19 protein-coding genes, 1 tRNA gene and 1 riboswitch are annotated in these 20,275 nt (G+C 35.5%); of the genes, 19 read left to right on the forward strand and 1 reads right to left on the reverse strand.

Going from position 1 to position 20,275, the window contains the following annotated elements:
• Positions 1 to 156 precede the first annotated feature (156 nt).
• The 9 genes from LMF89_RS03275 (at position 157) to LMF89_RS03315 (ending at position 8,716) form a co-directional block, all read left to right on the forward strand.
• Positions 157 to 1,464, forward strand: a complete 1,308-nt coding sequence (locus tag LMF89_RS03275; RefSeq protein ID WP_229533874.1) for a DUF512 domain-containing protein — start codon at positions 157 to 159, stop codon at positions 1,462 to 1,464.
• A gap of 4 nt (positions 1,465 to 1,468) precedes the next feature.
• Positions 1,469 to 2,005 carry a cob(I)yrinic acid a,c-diamide adenosyltransferase gene (locus LMF89_RS03280; protein WP_007953375.1) on the forward strand — a complete coding sequence of 179 codons (537 nt, stop codon included), beginning with the start codon at positions 1,469 to 1,471 and terminating at the stop codon, positions 2,003 to 2,005.
• A 37-nt stretch (positions 2,006 to 2,042) separates the two neighbouring features.
• Positions 2,043 to 3,365 (forward strand): ribosome biogenesis GTPase Der, encoded by a 1,323-nt coding sequence (der, locus tag LMF89_RS03285; protein WP_007953374.1) that lies wholly within the window; start codon positions 2,043 to 2,045, stop codon positions 3,363 to 3,365.
• A 26-nt stretch (positions 3,366 to 3,391) separates the two neighbouring features.
• A complete protein-coding gene (gene plsY, locus LMF89_RS03290) occupies positions 3,392 to 4,006 on the forward strand; it encodes a glycerol-3-phosphate 1-O-acyltransferase PlsY (protein WP_229533875.1) in 615 nt (204 codons plus the stop codon).
• A gap of 233 nt (positions 4,007 to 4,239) precedes the next feature.
• Positions 4,240 to 5,718, forward strand: coding sequence for a stage IV sporulation protein A (gene spoIVA / locus LMF89_RS03295; protein WP_007953372.1), 1,479 nt, complete (start codon positions 4,240 to 4,242; stop codon positions 5,716 to 5,718).
• Between the two features lie 174 nt (positions 5,719 to 5,892).
• Positions 5,893 to 6,339: an ACT domain-containing protein gene (locus LMF89_RS03300; RefSeq protein ID WP_007934159.1), complete on the forward strand. Its 447-nt coding sequence runs from the start codon at positions 5,893 to 5,895 to the stop codon at positions 6,337 to 6,339.
• A 17-nt stretch (positions 6,340 to 6,356) separates the two neighbouring features.
• Positions 6,357 to 7,652 carry a homoserine dehydrogenase gene (locus LMF89_RS03305; RefSeq protein ID WP_229533876.1) on the forward strand — a complete coding sequence of 432 codons (1,296 nt, stop codon included), beginning with the start codon at positions 6,357 to 6,359 and terminating at the stop codon, positions 7,650 to 7,652.
• Between the two features lie 31 nt (positions 7,653 to 7,683).
• On the forward strand, positions 7,684 to 8,592 hold the full coding sequence (thrB, locus tag LMF89_RS03310) for a homoserine kinase (protein WP_229533877.1): 909 nt from the start codon (positions 7,684 to 7,686) through the stop codon (positions 8,590 to 8,592).
• A gap of 47 nt (positions 8,593 to 8,639) precedes the next feature.
• Positions 8,640 to 8,716 (forward strand) — tRNA-Pro (locus LMF89_RS03315).
• Positions 8,717 to 9,541: 825 nt separating this feature from the next.
• Here LMF89_RS03315 and LMF89_RS03320 read toward each other — a convergent pair.
• Positions 9,542 to 9,685: a hypothetical protein gene (locus tag LMF89_RS03320; protein ID WP_158453459.1), complete on the reverse strand. Its 144-nt coding sequence runs from the start codon at positions 9,683 to 9,685 to the stop codon at positions 9,542 to 9,544.
• Between the two features lie 244 nt (positions 9,686 to 9,929).
• Here LMF89_RS03320 and LMF89_RS03325 point away from each other — a divergent pair, with 244 nt between their 5' ends.
• The 10 genes from LMF89_RS03325 to LMF89_RS03370 all read left to right on the forward strand — a co-directional run bounded on the left by LMF89_RS03325 (position 9,930) and on the right by LMF89_RS03370 (position 19,884).
• Entirely contained in the window at positions 9,930 to 10,127 is a 198-nt protein-coding gene (locus LMF89_RS03325) for a hypothetical protein (protein ID WP_229533878.1), read from the forward strand.
• Between the two features lie 434 nt (positions 10,128 to 10,561).
• Positions 10,562 to 11,563: an HD-GYP domain-containing protein gene (locus tag LMF89_RS03330; RefSeq protein ID WP_229533879.1), complete on the forward strand. Its 1,002-nt coding sequence runs from the start codon at positions 10,562 to 10,564 to the stop codon at positions 11,561 to 11,563.
• 149 nt (positions 11,564 to 11,712) lie between these two features.
• Positions 11,713 to 12,465: a nickel pincer cofactor biosynthesis protein LarB gene (gene larB / locus LMF89_RS03335; protein WP_229533880.1), complete on the forward strand. Its 753-nt coding sequence runs from the start codon at positions 11,713 to 11,715 to the stop codon at positions 12,463 to 12,465.
• A 4-nt stretch (positions 12,466 to 12,469) separates the two neighbouring features.
• Positions 12,470 to 13,684 (forward strand): nickel pincer cofactor biosynthesis protein LarC, encoded by a 1,215-nt coding sequence (larC, locus tag LMF89_RS03340; protein WP_229533881.1) that lies wholly within the window; start codon positions 12,470 to 12,472, stop codon positions 13,682 to 13,684.
• A gap of 154 nt (positions 13,685 to 13,838) precedes the next feature.
• Positions 13,839 to 14,519 (forward strand): 7-cyano-7-deazaguanine synthase QueC, encoded by a 681-nt coding sequence (queC, locus tag LMF89_RS03345; protein WP_007956342.1) that lies wholly within the window; start codon positions 13,839 to 13,841, stop codon positions 14,517 to 14,519.
• Positions 14,520 to 14,522: 3 nt separating this feature from the next.
• Positions 14,523 to 15,311, forward strand: coding sequence for a GTP cyclohydrolase FolE2 (gene folE2 / locus LMF89_RS03350; protein WP_007956344.1), 789 nt, complete (start codon positions 14,523 to 14,525; stop codon positions 15,309 to 15,311).
• Between the two features lie 139 nt (positions 15,312 to 15,450).
• The gene (locus LMF89_RS03355; protein ID WP_229533882.1) at positions 15,451 to 16,305 is read left to right on the forward strand and encodes a ChbG/HpnK family deacetylase; all 855 of its coding nucleotides are present in this window, start codon (positions 15,451 to 15,453) and stop codon (positions 16,303 to 16,305) included.
• On the forward strand, positions 16,298 to 17,278 hold the full coding sequence (locus tag LMF89_RS03360) for a lysylphosphatidylglycerol synthase transmembrane domain-containing protein (RefSeq protein WP_229533883.1): 981 nt from the start codon (positions 16,298 to 16,300) through the stop codon (positions 17,276 to 17,278). Before LMF89_RS03355 ends, LMF89_RS03360 begins: the two co-directional genes overlap by 8 nt.
• A 16-nt stretch (positions 17,279 to 17,294) precedes the next feature.
• On the forward strand, positions 17,295 to 18,206 hold the full coding sequence (locus tag LMF89_RS03365; RefSeq protein WP_229533884.1) for an NAD-dependent epimerase/dehydratase family protein: 912 nt from the start codon (positions 17,295 to 17,297) through the stop codon (positions 18,204 to 18,206).
• 136 nt (positions 18,207 to 18,342) lie between these two features.
• Complete coding sequence (locus LMF89_RS03370; protein WP_229533885.1) at positions 18,343 to 19,884, forward strand: ArnT family glycosyltransferase; 1,542 nt, start codon at positions 18,343 to 18,345, stop codon at positions 19,882 to 19,884.
• A 137-nt stretch (positions 19,885 to 20,021) separates the two neighbouring features.
• Positions 20,022 to 20,196, forward strand: a riboswitch (cobalamin riboswitch).
• Positions 20,197 to 20,275 lie beyond the last annotated feature (79 nt).

Consider the following 20,275-nt stretch of genomic DNA (forward strand, 5'->3'; position numbering starts at 1 on the left):
AATGCAATAGGGATTTTATAATATGAATGCATTATAAAATCATTCTTTAAAAAGGATCTAAATAATGTTTATTTAGAGTGATGCTCTTCCATCACTCTTTCTTTTATTGCAGGAAATATAGAAAAAAAAAGGAATATAGCATGAGAGGTGACGTTGATGGCATATAGTGGTATTATTTCAAAGGTTATGCCAGAAAGTATTGCAGATGAAATAGGCTTGGAACAGGGTGATCGTCTGCTTGCTGTTGATGGAGAAAATATTCGAGATCTTATTGGTTTGAGCTTTGCTTTAGCGGATGAGTGTATAGAACTTTTGATTGAAAAGAAAAATGGAGAACAAGAAGTTTTTGAAATAGAAAAAGAATACGACGAAGATTTAGGCATTGAGTTTGAAAGCGCAGTTTTTGATGGTGTTCGTCGATGCGCCAATAAATGTATATTTTGTTTCGTGGATCAAATGGCACCTGGTATGAGAGAAAGTTTATACGTAAAAGATGATGACTATCGTCTATCTTTTTTATATGGTAATTTTGTTACTCTAACGAATCTTGGGCCTCGCGATATTAAGAGAATTAGCCAGCTTCACTTATCACCTTTATATATATCAGTCCATACTACAAATGGTATGCTACGTGAAAGAATGTTAAATAATAAAGTTGCAGGTAACATTATGGAGCAATTACATACGTTAATTGACAATGGTGTTGAAATGCATACGCAGATCGTATTGTGCCCGAATATTAATGATGGTGACGAGCTGGAAAGAACAATCGGTGAGTTATATGCATTACATCCAAATATACTATCAATGGCAATCGTCCCTGTTGGATTGAGTCGTTTTCGAGATAATTGTTATGAGTTAGAAACTTTTACACCAGAGAAAGCCCTTACTGTTGTTGAGAAGATAAATAGCTGGCAAGAAAAATGCCGGAAAGAGAATGGAACATCTTTTGTCTATTTATCAGATGAATTTTATCTTGCAGCGAATCAGCCTATCCCGGATTATGAGATGTACGATGGTTTTCCTCAGCTTGAAAATGGAATTGGTCTTGTGCGAAACTTCCTATTTGAATGGCAGGAAGAACCAATAGTAGCGCAAGGATATTCTGAGCCTCATTATCTGGATGTGGTATGTGGCGTATCAGCCAAAAAAATCCTAGGACCATTATTAAAAGATATTACCATTCCCAATTTAACAATTCGTGTTTTGTCCGTTGAAAACATATTCTTTGGTACTGACATAACTGTAAGCGGTTTACTGACGGGGCAAGATATAATTAGAACTTTGACAGCAAATGAGGGAAAACGAACAGGCGTCATCATACCTGGAGCAGCATTAAAAAAAGGTGAGACTGTCTTTTTAGATAATATGACTTGTGAGCAATTAGAAGATCACATAGCAGTTCCTGTACGTGCAGCCTATGGTGCTAAGGATTTAAGAGAATTATTACAAGCCTGGAGGTAATTTCGTGGCTAATTTAGGATTAGTGCAAGTATATACTGGTGATGGAAAAGGGAAAACTACTGCTAGTTTAGGTTTAGCATTCAGAGCCTGTGGACACGGTTTTCAAGTTTGTATGATTCAATTCATGAAAGATAATACAGAATATGGTGAATTTAAGTCTAGTATCAATTTACCTGGTTTTACGTTGCTTCAGGTTGGTCGCAATGATTTTGTAAATTTGGAAAACCCCGAAGAGATTGATAAAAAATTAGCCCAAGATGGATGGAATAAAGCAAAGAATGCTATAGCTTCTGGTAAATATGACATCGTTATTCTCGATGAAATCAATGTAGCAATAGCATGTAAAATACTAGATGTACATTCTATAGTCAGTTTTTTAACTGAAGATCGTATGGTATTACCAAAAATTCCGGAAATTATTTTAACAGGCAGATATGCGCCGCCTGAAATTATTAACATTGCTCATTTAGTAACAGAAATGAAGGAAATTCGTCATAATTATTCAACTGGAATGGAATCACGCCAAGGTATTGAATTTTAATTTATAAAAAATATATAAATACGTATAGGAGATAAATATGAGTAAACCAATTTTAGCTATTGTTGGACGCCCTAATGTGGGTAAATCTACGTTATTTAATTATATTGGACAGAAAAGAGTATCCATCGTTGAAAACATCCCAGGCGTTACCCGAGATCGGATTTATCTTGATGCAGAGTGGCTTGACCGTGAATTTACGATGATTGATACCGGTGGCATTGAAATAGAATCTAGCGACAAAATGTTAACTGCAATGCGATATCAAGCGAAATTAGCAATTGACGAGGCAGATGCGATTTTATTTATCGTAGATGGAAAGGTTGGTTTAACTTCAGCCGATGAAGAAGTTGCTATTATTCTGCGTAATACTCGTAAGCCAGTGATCGTAGCCGTAAATAAAGTTGATAACATGCAAAAAGCAAATGAAATATATGAGTTTTATAATTTGGGACTTGGTGATCCAATTGCCATTTCTGCTGCAAATGCTCTAAATATTGGTGATTTGCTGGATGAGGTTGTTAAACGTTTGCCTAATGATGAAGTTGTGGAAGAGGATAATGAAACAATTAAAGTTGCGGTTATTGGTCGTCCTAATGTAGGAAAATCTTCATTGGTAAATCGATTAGTTGGTGAAGAACGAGTAATTGTAAGCGATGTAGCAGGTACCACTCGCGATGCGATTGACACTCACTTTACAAAAGATGATACATCTTTCGTTTTAATTGATACGGCTGGAATGCGACGTAAAGCTAAAGTCGAGCTTCCTGTTGAAAGATACAGTGTCATGAGAGCATTGCGAGCGGTGGATCGTTCTGATGTGGTTTTAATTGTGATTGATGCTGTAGATGGTGTTACAGAGCAGGATAAAAAAATCGCAGGCTATGCCCATGATGCAGGTAAGGCTTCTGTTATTATCGTGAATAAATGGGATCTGCTTGAGAAAGACGGCAAAACGTCTCTAAGATATACGGAGAATATTCGTACGGAATTAGCCTTTATGCAATATTCACCCGTACTATTCATTTCAGCTCTTACGAATCAAAGAGTTTCTCGTGTTACTGAATTGATAAAATTTGTAGCAGAGCAGCATACCATGCGTATCGCTACCAGTGTTTTAAATCAAGTCATTGAAGATGCAGTTTCAATTAATCCTCCGCCGTCACAGTTTGGCAGACGCTTAAAAATCTATTTTACTACTCAGCCTAATGTAAAACCTCCAACATTTGTTCTTTTTGTTAATGAACCCGAAATAATGCATTTTTCCTATTTGCGCTTCTTAGAGAATCGGCTTCGAGAAAGCTTTGGTTTTGAAGGAACACCACTAAAACTTGTGGTGCGTGGACGTAAAGAGGAAGAATAATATGATGGGGAGAAGATAGTGATATAATGAATTATTTACTTATCGCTGTACTTGGTTATTTGATTGGTTCTATTCCAAACGGATTGCTTATTGGAAAAAACATATATAATGTGGATTTACGACAATTTGGCAGTAAAAATATTGGAGCCACAAATGCATTTCGAACGTTAGGTCTATGGCCGGCTTTTTGGGTATTTTTTACTGATGCAGCCAAAGGAGTTATTGCAGTATATGCAAGTGATTTTTTTATAGGCACGCCAATCGCATTATTAACGGGCGGCATCGCTGCTATTATTGGTCATAATTGGTCAGTGTTTTTGAGATTTACAGGTGGACGCGGCGTTGCCACGGGTTTAGGTGTCATAGCTGTATTAGTTCCTCAAATTACTGCAATCATATTTTTAATATGGGCAATTATAGTATATATTACTCGTTATGTATCATTGGCATCCATTGTATCTGCTGTATTAGTACCAATCTTCATGTGGCTTTGGGGTGAAAAAATTGAATTCTTATATTTTGGTATTCTTGCCGCCTTGTTTGTCGTCGGCAGGCATAAGCCAAATATTGAAAGGCTATTGAAAGGTACAGAATTAAAAATTAAAGTAGGTAGTATGAGTGTTAATTCTAAAGAAAAATAAAGTAAGAAAAAAGACTGGGCTTAGGCTCAGTCTTTTTTCTTACTTTGTAATAATATTGCTGGCATGTCATATATTTATAATGATTAATTGACTACTATTTAGTTAATTTTAAAATACTATTTCATTTCATTTCATTCGATTCTTATTTTTTCATTAAGGGAGGGATGGTTTGCGAGTGTAGAATATACGCTAGTATTTTCCATAAAGCATAGCTGTAGGGAGGGAAACGGTAAATGGAAAAATTCGATTTATTTCGGGATATTGCCGAACGCACTGGTGGTGATATTTACATTGGTGTTGTAGGTCCAGTCAGAACAGGAAAATCAACGTTTATTAAACGATTCATGGAAACGATGGTTTTACCTAACATGATTGATCCATATGAGAAAGAAAGAGCTAAGGATGAACTGCCACAAAGTGCCGCTGGCAAAACAATTATGACAACGGAGCCTAAATTTATTCCAAATGAAGCTGTTGAAATTAGTGTTAAAGATAATATAAATGTTAGAGTCAGAATGGTTGATTGCGTGGGCTATACTGTCGATGGTGCATTAGGATATGAAGAGCAAGATGGTCCCCGTATGGTACTTACACCTTGGTTTGATCATGAAATTCCATTTCAAGAGGCCGCAGAAGTTGGTACAAAGAAAGTAATTGATGAACATTCTACAATTGGTTTAGTAATTACTACTGATGGCAGTGTAACAGACTTACCCCGCGAAAAATATGTACCTGCTGAAGAGAGAGTTATTAACGAATTAAAAGCATTAGAAAAACCATTCTTAGTCATATTAAATACATGCCGGCCAACTTCAAAAGAAACCCGTGAATTAGTAGCAAAGTTAGAAAATGAATATGATGTTCCTGTTGTACCTGTTGATTGTATTCAACTTAACCAAGATGATATTTATGCTATTCTACAAGAAGTTTTATATGAATTTCCAGTAAAAGAAGTAAATATTTCTTTGCCGAAATGGATTGAAGAATTGGAAACTGATCATTGGCTTAGAGAAAAATTTGATGGTGCAGTACGCGAAGTAGTCCAATATGTAAGAAGACTTAGAGATATTGATCGAGCCATTGATGATTTATCAGGTTATGATTTTATTGCAGATGTAATTTTGCACGATATGGACCTTGGAAATGGGATTGCAGTAATTGAGATTACAGCCAGAACTGATTTATTCTATCAAGTATTAGAAGAATTGACAGGCTTTACTATTTCAGGTGAACACCATTTATTGCGTCTAATGCAAGACTTATCTGTTGCAAAGCGTGAGTATGATAAAATAGCAAGTGCGTTAGAGCAAGTTAATTTAACTGGATATGGCATTGTATCACCACAGCTAGATGAAATGGTCCTAGAGGAACCAGAAATTATAAAAACGGGGAATCGCTTTGGTGTGAGATTAAAAGCATCTGCACCGTCATTACATATTATTAGAACAGATGTTCAGGCTGAAATATCACCTATTATTGGTAGCGAAAAACAAAGCGAAGAACTCGTTCAATATCTCATGAGAGAATTTGAAGGAGAACCAGAAAAAATATGGCGGACAAATTTATTTGGTAAATCACTAAATGCTTTAGTACGGGAAGGCATTCAAAATAAACTTGCTGGTATGCCAGAAAATACACAGGTAAAATTACGTGATACTCTACAAAAAGTTGTAAATGATGGGAGTGGCGGATTAATATGTATCATTTTTTAAATAAAACTTATAAAAAACAAAAGCGATAGCTAAGAAATTGATAAAAAATGGTCAATCTGTACAGATTGACCATTTTTTTTATTAATAATACTTGTTTTTTGTAGTGTAGTAGTGCTATACTGTCTACTGAGAATAGATTATTATCCGCATGAGTAATACTAAGGGGGTATAGTAGTGATAGGACAAAAATCTGTATTTTTTCTAGTTCGTGAAGAAATATTACCTGAAGCGATAAAAAAGACAATTAAAGTAAAAGATATGTTAAAACGTGGTGAAGCACGTACAATTAATGAGGCTGTAGAAAAAATGGAATTGAGTCGCAGTGCTTACTATAAATATAAAGATTATGTCTTTCCTTTTTACGAAGCAAGTAAAGAAAAAATAGTAACATTAGCACTTTTGCTTGAACATAAACAAGGTGTTCTATCAAGGGTGTTAAATACAATTGCCAATGAACGTGGCAGTGTGCTAACGATTAACCAAGGTATACCTCTTCAAGGTGTAGCCAATGCTACTATTTCTATTGAAACAGCTGAATTAGTAATTGATTTAGAAGCTTTACTAGATAAAGTAAGAATGGTTGAAGGCGTTAAACGCTTAGAAGTGTTAGGTCAAGCTTAAAAAGGAGCGAAACAATAATGAGAAAGACAATTACTATCGGTTTACTTGGCATGGGAACTGTCGGAACTAGCGTTGTTAAAATACTTACCGAAAATGCTAATGATATTTCACAAAAGGTTGGCATACCTGTAAATATAAAAAAAATAATGGTCCGTCAACTTGATAAAACTAGAAATATAGATGTCGATGCTGAATTTACCACTACAATTGATGATATTATTAATGACCCAGATATTGATATTATAGTGGAAGTCATGGGTGGCATGAATCCTACTAAGGACTATATTGTTCAAGCATTAATCGCTGGTAAACATGTAGTAACTGCCAATAAAGATGTTGTAGCAAAATACGGTCAGGAAATATTTGAAGCTGCTGATAAGAGTAAGGTAGACTTCTTATTTGAAGCCAGCGTTGCTGGAGGAATTCCTATTATTCGCCCTTTAAAGCAATGTTTGGCAGCAAACAAAATTAGCGAAGTTATGGGAATCATTAATGGTACAACAAATTACATGCTCACTAAAATGGCAAATGAAGGTCTGGATTTTAATAGTGTCTTATCCGAAGCTCAGGCTAAGGGATACGCTGAAGCTGACCCTACTGCTGATGTAGGAGGGTTTGATGCTGCTCGCAAAATTGCAATACTAGCTTCGATTGCCTTCGGTAGCAGAGTATCTATCGATGATGTTTACATTGAGGGTATTACTACTATTTCCACAGAAGATATTACTTATGCAAAAGAACTTGGATATGTAATTAAATTACTGGCAATTGCTAAAGATGATGAGCGTGGTATTGATGTACGTGTACACCCAGCCTTTATCCCTGCAAAGCACCCGTTAGCTTCAGTTCACGATGTTTTTAACGCTATTTATATTAAAGGTGATGCGGTAGGAGAAACTATGTTTTATGGACGCGGTGCTGGCGGCATGCCTACAGCTAGTGCTGTAGTATCTGATATTATTGATGTAGCTCGTAATATTACCCATAATGCCAACAGCCGTATTCTTTGTACTTGTTTTTCGCAAAAAAGTTTTTGCCCTGTACAAAATACAGAATCACCTTATTATATTCGATTACTAGTGGCAGATAAGCCTGGTGTATTAGCTGCAATCGCTGGTGCTTTTGGCGCACAGCAAGTAAGTTTACACTCTGTAATTCAAAAACGAAAAGTAAATAACTCTTCTGAACTGGTATTGATTACTTACCAAGTATCTGATGCTAATCTACGATTGGCTATTAATACAATTTCCGGCATGTCAGTAGTAAATAAAGTAAGTAATGTAATTCGAGTAGAAGCAGAAGACTTTGCATAATACTCCACGATAATGAGATGGGAGATACTATATGTCGATTACAGTTAAAGTTCGTGTGCCAGGAACTACTGCTAATTGTGGACCTGGTTTTGACACGGTGGGCATAGCTTGTACTATTTATAGTGAGCTCGAATTATCTTTAAGTGATGAAGGAACTTTAAGGATTGAGATAGAAGGTGAAGGTAAAGGGCGTATTCCAACTGATAGGAATAATATTATTTACCAAGCTGTGCAGGTAGTGTTAGATAAAGTAGGAAAGCCCTATCAAGGAATATACCTTAAGTTATATAATAAAATTCCTCTAGCCCGTGGTTTAGGCAGTAGCGCTGCTGCTATTGTAGGTGGACTTATAGCAGCAAATCAAGCAACGGGGAATACATTAACTCAAGAAGAGATATTCTCCATGGCTACTATAATAGAAGGCCATCCAGATAATGTAGCACCTGCAATTTTTGGAGGAATTACCATAAGTGTAATGCAAGGTAATCAACCTGTCTATTTACGTTTTATGCCTGGAAAAAAGCTCAATATGGTAGTAGCAATCCCTGAGTTTAATTTATCTACGCATACAGCACGTCAGGTATTACCAGATACAATAACAATGAAAGATGCCGTCTTTAATATTAGCAGGGTGGCGTTGTTAATTGGAGCATTGTGTAAAGGAGAATTTCATCATTTGCAATATGCACTTGAAGATAAAGTTCATCAACCTTATAGGCTGCAGCTTGTTCCTGGTATGCAGCAGGTATTTGATGCAGCTGTAGCTAAAGGTGCGTATGGTGCAGCTTTAAGCGGTGCTGGCCCTTGTTTAATTGCCTTTACAGAGTCTAATTGCGATAGAATAGGTATGGCTATGGTTCAAGCTTTCGCTAAGTGTGACGTAAAAGCCGAATATATTACGCTTAGCATTGACACTGAGGGCGCAAAAGTTATTGAATGAATTTATTGACATACTACCTAAAAAAGGGTACAATAAATTCTGTCAGTCGGGGCGTGGCTCAGTTTGGTAGAGCGCTACCTTGGGGTGGTAGAGGCCGTGAGTTCGAATCTCGCCGCTCCGACCAGCACAACATAGTAAATTTAAGGGTTCGCATTTTTTTGCGAACCCTTTGTTTATGTAAAAGTGTTTCTGAGGGATTTTTACGTAAACAAATTAAAGAATGTTTATATATGAAGGGATAGACTTAATCGTGAAGGATCATTATGATGATGTGATTGGTGAGGTCAATTTACTGGTTATTAGGTTCATCCTGATTTTCCTTGTTTAGCGGTTTACGGATTGCAGGCTGCACATTAGGCATAGATACTAATCCATGCTGTCCTTCTTCCCCATATCTGGTATCCGTAGTGCAGTAGTAATGAATAATATTTGTGAGTAAGATAAATAAACTTCCCAAACACCACGTTGAACAAATAAATCAATCAGGAAAAAGATCAAGATAAAATCTAAAATGATATTTGTGGTAATGAACAGCCAGAAACGTCCATAAGTATATTTGAAAATCTAAATTGTGCCGATAAGATAAGCACCATAAAGAAATATTGGCAAATTTACAAGAGGGAAAAAGGGTTCTTTTACTGCCCACCAATGTAGGGTAATACCAGCCTCAAAAATAAAAGCGAGAGTAAGCATGCAGAATAAAGAAACAGGCATATCGCCTTAAATCTTTTTTCCTTAGTAATAGGGTAGATAACCAAGATAGTATTAAACTCGCCCAGATTAAAGTTTGATTACTCATATATACCATCTCCAACTAAGCGGATGATATAAGTATGCTTGATATTAGCTAATTATGTATGACGACGGGCTAGTGGCTAGATAAATACATTCCTTACACGAGGAATAAGGCAATAAAAATAGGTGACAAATATCACCTATTTTTATTGCCTTATAATTTCTTATGTAGTAATATATCGATTGTCTTCAGATTCTTCAAGGCTTGTTGTTGCTTATCCCATTCATTCGTGCGATCCGGATAGAAATTTTTACTCCACTTGACAGCCCAATCAATAGTGCGATTAAAACGTCTCAAAATATCGCCTCATTTTAAATTATTTTTGTGGATATTTTTAGTATAGCTTTGTGAAACTAATAAAGTCTATTGGTAAGATATGGACAGATGCTATGCCTTCCGCATTGTCTGGTCATATTTAGTTATTCTTCTAGGTTGTTTCTATAAAAGTTAAGTTGTCCTAGAAGTGATTAACTTTGCAGGGAATCATGTCCTTTTGCAGAAATATAAAATTAAGAATTTAGTAAAAAAGGGAGCTGTATACATGGAAGCCGAAATTACTCAATTTTGGTGTGGTAATAATTTGAAAGAACATATTATAATGTCAAATGGTGAATTTATTTTAACAGATGCAAAAATAAGAAAAGTTGCTAATCTTGGAAAAACCATAAGAGATGCTAAACGAAAAATTGAAGAACTTGGTAAAAATAATAATTTTCTAGACTTTTGCAGACAAGATTAATTATCTTATAGATAATTTTCTTTTATCAGATTTTTAGAGTAACTATTAGGGGTAACTAATAAGATAGTTAGAAAATGAAAAGTCAGAGAAATTTTTGAGAAATAGACAATTTGTATTATGAAACGCCCTGGAATTGATCGCTTAGCTTTCTAAAGTTAATTTCACGTTTAATATTTCCTGAGGAAAAATGTAATTCCAATAAAATGTATACTTGATTATGTGATCCTATGCCTTCCTTTTTGCGAGGATGTCACAACATTTATTTTAGAACCATATAATATTATATCCAATATTTTCTTTAGATCTAGAAGGGAAATGTTAAATTTGTGTAGAATTATCATAAAGCAAGCTGGGTTTACTACATAAGGAGAACATGCCCTGGATAGGAGGTAACAAAAATTCAGCAAATGTTGTTAAATGATGTCAAGGAAAATATGATTTTAGCACAAGATATAGTCGATAGATATGGTAGGACACTCGTAACAGCAGGTATGCCATTAAAGCAGGAATTAATCAATTTACTTAAAAAGCATGAAATCTTTTCTATTTCTGTGCGTGATGATAAAACTAGTAATTATGAAATTAGTAAAGCACATGATTTAATCAATATGGATACTAGGTTAAAATTAATTTCAAATGTTGAAGATGCTTTTAACAGCACTGATGGTTTAGTTCGACATTTAACACAATTGCAGAATTATGTAAATGATATTGTATCTACATTAGCGAAAAATAAAAATGTTCTCATGTATTTAGATAACGTTAATTCTACAAGTGATTATTTAATTATGCATAGCGTTAACGTGGGTCTGTTTTCTATTATTATCGGTATTGCGATGGATTTACCTTATGATGAATTATGCCTTTTAGGTATGGGTGGATTGTTGCATGATTTTGGAAAAACTAGAATTACAAAATATATTTTGGATAAGCAAGGTCAATTAACACCAGAAGAGTTTAACGAAATTAAAGAACACGCTGCTCTCGGCTATAATATTCTTAAAATAGATACTTACCTAGATTACCGTGTTACATTTATGGCATTGCAGCACCATGAACGCTGCAATGGCAGTGGATATCCCTGGGGAATTTCAGGGCTTCAGATACATCCATTAGCACGAGTTGTAGCTGTTGCAGATGTTTATGATGCGTTAACTACAAATCGAGTATACCGCTCACGCCTGAGCTCTTTTGAGGCAATGGAAATTATCAATAAAGGCAATGAGATTCATTTTGATTCAACTGTAATAAAAGCATTTAATCGTATTGCTATTCCTTATCAAATTGATAGTAATGTCAAACTTACGAATGGTATAGAAGGTAAAGTTCTTAGACTTAACAGTAGTAATTTAGCACGACCATTAATTACTACTCCAGCTGGCATAGTAAATCTATTACACGAACCAGATATTGCTATTATTGCTACAAGTTACTAAAAACTTGGCTAAGGCCAAGTTTTTAGTATTATATATTTATAAAATAGAAAACTAATCTATAAAAAGTATATATTTAGAAAAAGTGATATAATAGAAAGCAATCTTATCAATATTCGATTGAACTAAAACTATTAATTAAGGAGACAAGCATGGATATTAATAATTTACGCAATGTATTGCAAGACTTTCAAGCAAGTCGTTTATCTTTAGATGAAGCAATAGATAAGCTTAAAATTTTACCATATGAAGACTTAGAATTTGTAAAAATTGATCACCATCGTATGATCAGGCAAGGGTTCCCTGAAGTGATTTTTTGTCAAGGGAAAACCGCAGAACAAGTAGCGACAATTATGAAAAGTTTAGCTGTACATAATCATAGTATATTAGCTACTCGGGCAACTGAGGCTATGTATGCAGTGGTAAAGGTCGTACTGCCAGAAGCACAGTTCTACGAAATACCTAAAATAATTTATGTTAAACGTGATACGATAGAACCTGATAGTCAACGATTTGTTCTCGTTATGTCTGCGGGTACAAGTGACATACCTGTTGCTGAAGAGGCCGCTGTTACAGCAGAAATCATGGGAAATAAAGTAGAGCGCGTTTATGATGTTGGCGTTGCTGGTATTCATCGATTATTTGCGCATCAAGATATTATTCAAAATGCTAATGTAATTATTGTAGCTGCAGGTATGGAAGGCGCCTTGGCTAGTGTCGTTGGAGGTATGGTTGCTAAACCAGTAATTGCATTGCCTACCAGTATCGGTTACGGTGCTAGTTTTAATGGCTTAGCAGCTTTATTAAGTATGTTAAATAGCTGTGCAGCTGGAATATCTGTGGTAAATATTGACAATGGGTTTGGAGCAGGACGATTAGCGAGTATTATTAATAAAATGAGGTGATATCATGAAAACCCTTTATTTAGATTGTTTCTCCGGCATTAGTGGTAACATGTTATTAGGAGCATTATTACATGTAGGATTACCAGAGGAAGTATTAAGAAAAAATTTATCACTCTTACCTGTTCATGGTTATGATTTAATCGTTACAGAAGTAAACAAATGTGGTATTAGTGCCATTTATGTAGACGTGAAACTCAATGATGACCATCATCATCATGACGATCATGACCATCATCGTCATCTATCAGATGTCTTTCAGATCATTGATGATTCTCGATTATCCCCTAAAGTTAAAGCTGATAGTAAGAAAATTTTCTTATTATTAGCTCAAGCAGAGGCTAAGGTACATGGTGTAGGTGTAGAAGAAATTCACTTTCACGAAGTAGGAGCTGTTGATGCAATTGTTGATATTGTAGGTACAGCGATTGGTTTAGATTATTTAGGAATTCAGGCTATTTATACTTCTGCATTACAAGTTGGCAAGGGCTTTGTAAAATGCGCTCATGGGCTAATGCCAATTCCAGCACCAGCTACTGCAGAGTTATTAAAGAACATCCCATACTATAGCGGAGAAACGAGTAAGGAATTAGTAACACCTACAGGAGCGGCTGTAATTGCAGCACTAAGTACAGGACATGGAAATATGCCAGCTAACTTTCTTAGTAAAACAATTGGTTATGGAGCAGGAACATGGGATTTAGAAATTCCTAATGTGCTAAGAATGCATGTAGGCGAAATAAAAGAAGAAAGTGTGATAGCAAAAACTTTTGTTGTGGAGGCCAATATTGATGATTTAAATCCTCAGATTTATCCATATGTTATGGATAAATTGCTTAAAATGGGTGTTTTTGATGTTTGGCTCACCCCAATTATTATGAAAAAAAATCGTTCTGCCACGATGTTGTCTGTGTTAGTAAATGATTCATTATTGGATCAAGTTATTGCGCTTATCTTTGAGCAAACATCTACTATTGGATTGCGATATTATGCAACCGAAAGAAAAATCGCGATGCGGGAAATGATCGATGTGAAACTACCTTGGGGTAAGGTCAAAGTGAAAGTAAGCGCATATGAAGGAAAAATATGCAGCATAACTCCTGAATATGAAGATTGTAAAATCATAGCAGACGAATATAAAATTCCTCTGAAAAAAGTACAGCAAGCTGCTTTAGAAACAGCATCTATTATTATCAAAGGAGATGCGATTCCAGAAACTTAACTCTCTCTTTATGTGAGGAGCCCTTTGGGAAGAAAGTCCTTCTTGCTACTTCCTTGTGTTGGGATAAGTATAGAGTATCTTGACCATCGGATAAAATAACTATAGTGTATAAGTATTTGAATAAAAATATACAAACTTAGGAGTGTTTCATAGCGTGAAAGCAGTTGTATTATTGTCAGGTGGATTAGATTCTACAGTATGCATGGCCGTAGCCCATAGTAAAGGTTATGAGCTTTTTCCTATCAGCTTTAATTATAATCAGCGTCATGCTCGTGAATTAGAAAGCGCTGAAAGCGTAGCTCAATATTATAATGTTACTAAACATATTATTATTGAAACCAACATGAATGTAATCGGCGGCAGTGCTTTAACCGATGAGCAATTGACTGTACCTACTGGTAATATCGATAGCCATCAAATTCCTGTAACTTATGTGCCTGCTAGGAATTTGATTTTTTTAAGCTATGCTTTGGGTTATGCAGAGGTAATGGGAGCGGACAAGATTTTTATTGGTGTGAATGCTCTTGATTATTCAGGTTATCCTGATTGTCGCCCTGAATTTATCAATCTCTTTCAGCAAGTTGCCGATTATAGTACAAAAGCTGGGGTACAGGATCATCGAAAAATAGTAATAGAAACTCCCTTATTGCAATTAACTAAGAAAGATATTGTTTTGTTGGGAAAGAACTTAGATGCTCCTCTTCAATTTACTACCAGTTGCTATAATGGAGAGTCAGTTGCCTGTGGAGAATGTGATAGTTGCCTTTTGCGTTTAAAAGGTTTTGCTGAAGCAGGTACAATAGATCCTATTATTTATAGAACTAGGAGTGAATAAGATTTGAAAGACGTTCAAAATATCTCCGACGATCGTGGCATCGCAATTCAAAATGTAGGTGTTAGCGATGTACGCTTGCCGTTTCTTATAAAGACGAAGGCAGATTCTCTTCAGTCTGTTTTAGCAACGATAAGCCTTACTGTTAATTTACCAAAAGAATATAAAGGTACTCATATGAGCCGCTTCATCGAAATTTTGAGTGAGTGGAGTCAAAAGCCTGTCTCTTACCGAGAAATGGAATTGATCTTAATGGATACTGTCAATAAACTTGATGCTGAGCATGCACAAATGGATATTTATTTTAAATACTTCATTGAAAAAACTGCTCCTATTAGCGGCCTTAAAAGTATGCTTGATGTTGATTGCCTGTTTTCAGCTCAGCTAACCAAAGGCAAACCATTAGATTTTATCTTAGGTGTTGATGTTCCTTTTACCTCCTTATGTCCTTGCAGTAAAGAGATTTCAGCATATGGTGCACATAACCAGCGGGGATTGATGAAAGTAAAAATCAAAAATACAAATGGACAGTTTATTTGGATTGAGGATTTGGTGGCTTTAATGGAGGCAGAAGGAAGCTGCCCAATTTATCCTTTATTAAAGCGTGAGGATGAGAAGTACGTAACAGAGCATGCTTATGAAAATGCAAAATTCGTTGAAGATGTCTTAAGGGATTTGGTTTTATCTTTACGCCAGCAAAAATCAATTCGATGGTTTGAAGTACAATGTGAAAATTACGAGTCTATTCATAATCACAGTGCTTATGCCAAACATGTTGAACATCTGAAAGCTTAATACAAATACAGGAGCCTAATCTAGGCTCCTTCCTCTTTGTGCTTGAACTTTTATATAAATTTATTCAAGCACAAATTGCCATATCTCCTTATACGTGCTACCATATATAGTTGAGGTGTATAATAAGGAGTTGTTCTCTATGCGACAATTAATCATAAATGCTGATGATTTTGGCATTAACGAAATGGTAAACCTAGGCATTATTCAAGGATATGTAAATGGTATCATTACCAGTACAACCATTATGCCCTCAGGTAGTGCTTTTGATCATGCTATAACGCTAGCTTCAGTTAATAAAGAATTAGGAATTGGTATACACTTAACATTAGTAGGTGAAACACCACTTTGTGATCCTCAGACGATACCCTCTTTAGTAAATAATGAAGGATGTTTATCACTTCATTACCCTGAGTTCTTACGACGCTATTGTTTAGGAAAAATAAAACTCAATGATATTCATAAAGAACTTACTGCTCAGGTACAAAAAGTAATGGACTCTGGAATAGCGGTTACTCATCTGGATAGTCATCAACATATGCATATTGTACCTGGGATCATTGATGTTACAATTGACATTGCTAAAAGTTTTGACATAAAAAAAATACGTATTCCCGCTGAGCCTTTTTCATTTTTAGGTGGTTATCCATTCCAAACAGCACGAATTATAGCACGTGGCGGTCTAACCTTTTTAGCTGAAATAGCACGGCGGAAGATACAAAAGCAAGGATTTGTTGCCCCTGAACATTTTTTTGGAATGTTAGCTGGAGGAAATATGCATGAGGAATATTTATTACGCATATTAACCTCTTTACCAGAAGGCACCTCAGAAATTATGATTCACCCAGGAACGAACGATTCGATTTTACAAAAAATGTATAACTGGAATTATCACTGGCAAGCTGAATTAAATTCAGTAACCAGTTCAAAAATCTCTCAACATATCATAGACCACCATATACAATTAATTTCATTTAGGGAGTTAGAACATGATTAAGTTTTATCAACGGCTGATTCTCTTATTACTGTTCGTAGGTAGTATTTCCAGTATTGTAATCTATTTTACTGTTGATATTCATACCTTACGCCACCTTGATAGTTTTCAGCCTTGGTCTTTAGTTTTAGCTTTTGTTTTCTTAATAATTGGTTTATACTTTGATGGAATTCGTCTTATGCATCTTGTATCCATTTCAGGGGAAAAGATTCGCCTGATTGAAGCTGTTCATGTTGTCTTTGGGAATTATTTTTTGGCTCTCCTAACGCCTGGAGCTGCAGGCGGTGCAGTGGCGCAGGTCATGTTTTTGCGAAAAGCAGGAGTACCTACTGGTAAAGCGACTGTATTAATAGTTGTTAGAACATTGTTATCTATTATTTTTTTAGTGCTTTGCCTGCCAGTTATTTTTTATTATGATCCAGGGATTATGCCAGGTCTTTCAGATGATATCCTTACGATTGGTTTTGCCTCACTTATTGCCATTATTCTTGGTTTGATCTGGTTATTTCGTACTAGTTTGCCTTACTATTGGTTAGTGACACTTACAAAGAAATTTAGTCATCGTAATCGTCGTCGGATTTTTCTTCTCTATCGTGACGTTAGAGGTGCTGTATTCATGCTATCATCTTCCCCCTTAAGCATGGGGAAAGTATTTATTGAATCAGCTATCAGTTTACTAGCTTTATATAGTGTTGTACCAATATTGTTTATGGGAATGGGCATAACAGTTAATATTCCCCAAATTATGGGGAGGATGATTTTATTAAACATTTTACTATACTTTGCTCCTACACCAGGAGGATCTGGTATTGCTGAAGGCGGTTTTGTCCTTTTATTTAGTAGCTTTCTGCCATCAGGAACTGTAGGAATAGTAGCTGTAGCCTGGCGAATTATTGTCGAGTATCTACCTTTTGTTATTGGTTTATATTTTACGATTAGAGTGTTTGGACATAAATTTTTTAGCCAATCATATTAAATAGGAGGAATGTAGAGTGAAAGTATTAGTAACTGGCGGAGCTGGTTTTATCGGCTCACATGTTGTTGATAAATTAATACAAGAAAAATGTCAGGTAGTGATTATTGATAATTTGAGTACTGGATTAAGGGAAAACATCAATCCGGCCGCTACTTTTATTCAGTTAGATATTCGTAGTGATGAAATTTTTACTATATTTATGACTGAAAAATTTGATTTTGTAATTCATCTTGCTGCTCAGACTATGGTACATAAATCTTTAGAAATGCCAGACTATGATTGTGATATAAATATATTAGGTACTGTGAATATTTTAGAAGCGTGCCGAAAAATGAATGTAAAGCGTATTGTTTTTTCTTCTACAGCCGCAGTATACGGTAATGTAACAACACTACCTGTAGTGGAAACAAGTCAAAAAGCACCTACTTCTTTTTATGGGTTGAGCAAGTTCACTTGTGAAAATTATTTGTCATTATACAAGGAAGTCTACGGTCTTGATTATATGATATTACGGTATGCCAATGTATACGGAGAGCGTCAAGGTGATGGGGGCGAGGGTGGTGTTATTAGTATTTTCGCTCGCAAGATTCGTCAAGATCAACCAGTATTGATTTTTGGTGACGGCAGCCAGACAAGAGATTTTATTTACGTCGGAGATGTCGCCAATGCTAATTATCAATCATTATTAGTCGATCATGCTAACAAAATATGCAATATTAGTACGCAAACAGAAACAAGTGTTAATATGTTAATCGATTATATGGGAAATGTCGCTGGCAAGGTGGTAACGAGAAACTATAATGAAAAACGTGAAGGTGATATTTATAAATCTTCTTTATCAAATGCTATAGCACGAAAAAATTTAGACTGGCAACCACATATGATACTTTTAGAGGGATTAGCTAAAACATATCGCTCTCTTATCTAGATCTTAAAATTTTCTTTAGGATATATTATTATTAACACGCAAATAAATGACCAGCGTTGTTATATAATAATATATCCATTACTCTTATAAACCTTACTCGTCTTAATTAATTCAACTTTCGGAGGTTGCAGACCAAATGTTTAAAAAGTTAGGAACTGGTTTTTGGCTGGTGGCTATAATTACAATATTAATAGTATTTTTTAATTTGGGCGGAGTCCCTTTGTTAGATCCTGATGAACCTGTATATGCAGAAACACCTAAAGAAATGTTTAGCTTTAATGAATTTCTTTCTCCTCGTATTTATGGGGAGTATTGGTATGATAAGCCTCCCATGTATTATTGGTTAGTAGCTGCATCTTATAAACTTTTTGGTATGAATGAATTTGCCGCTCGCTTTCCATCTGCGATATTAGCTGTTGCTTGTACATTACTAGTCTATCAATCGGGTCGGCGCTTATTTAATGAACGAGCCGGTGTTGCGGGAGCGTTAGTATTAGCTACCAGTATTGAATTCTTTTATTTGGGAAAGGCTGCCGTAACTGATATTACTTTACTTTTTTTTCTTTCTGCTTCTTTATTGGCTTTTATAGAGAAAAAATATTATATTACCTATCTATTCGCTGGGTTAGCTACATTAACGAAAGGACCTATTGGATTATTATTTCCTGGAGGAATTATCTTTTTTTATTTACTTGCTACACGTAACTGGGCACTATTAAAAAGTATGAAAATATTCTCAGGATTGTTGATCTATGCTGCAATAGCTACACCTTGGTATATCTTGATGTATAATATTCACGGAAGTATCTTTGTCGATACTTTCCTTGGTTTTCATAATATTACAAGGTTCACGTCTCCAGAGCATCCTGAGGGTGTACTCTGGTATTATTATGTTCCAGTTCTTATTCTGGGTTTCTTTCCCTGGACAGGGATCATGATTCAATCCATATGGGATTCTCTAACGAAAAGTACATACGATTTTTCAACGCTATTATTTCTAAATATATGGTCATTGTTTATTTTTGCCTTTTTTACTATTTCCCAAACAAAGCTGGTATCCTATATTTTACCTATGTACCCACCATTAGCCATGATTGTTGGTTGGTATATCGATCGTCTTTGGACATCACATGGTAAAATTCATTTTACAAGCTGGTCTATAGGTTTAAGTATAGTAACAATATTATTTATAGGGATTATGTTCATCGGGCTTAAAGCTATGCCGATATTGGCAAATGGCATATATATATCCGCCATAATCTTTGCTTTAATGTCTTCCTTGGTAGCATATTTTGCATGGAAAAACGATATCCTTCGCGCTTTTTGGACTAAAATCATATCGATGGCTTTATTTTCCATGGTTCTAACTGCTATACTTTTTCCCATTGCAGCGCCTATGCTCACAACTAAAAATATTGCTCAAGAATTTAACCGTCAGTACGATGGCAAATCTCCAGTGTATGTGGTAAAATTCTTACGTCCTGGTTTTGCTTTCTACACCAACGCTTATGGCAAAGAGATCGTACTAGGCACCGATTTTAATAAGTTGATTCAAGAAAGCCAGCGTTCCTATTTTCTAATCAGACAATCTGAATATGATCGTTTAACAGTTACAAACCGACAATCTATTATCATTTTATCCTGCATTAGTGACAAAATGTTGTTGCTAAAAGAGTGATCCTAAAAATGTGGTCGAAAAATGTTCTCTACTATCAAAATAAAGTTAACTTTTATATTTAATCAAAGAATAGCAGGAAATTTTTATTTGCTAGTGGAATACATACAACATAGAAGTTTAGAATATAACAATAATTTAATAGCTCTATGGGAATAGGTGCTTACGCTTAAAAGGGAAGACTGGTTAGAAGCCAGCGCGGTCCCGCCACTGTATTGGGGAATGCAACTAAGATACACCACTGGGGAATCCCCGGGAAGGTTTAGGTGTGTAATGAGCCAGAGTCAGGAGACCTACCTATTCTAACACACCATTATGACCTACGAAGGATAGGCAGGTGGTAGAATAAATTATTCAATTGGTTTATTGTACCCCCTGTCTGCAGGGGGATTTA

The sequence above is a fragment of the Pelosinus baikalensis genome, from assembly GCF_020819555.1.
GTDB lineage: Bacteria > Bacillota > Negativicutes > DSM-13327 > DSM-13327 > Pelosinus > Pelosinus baikalensis.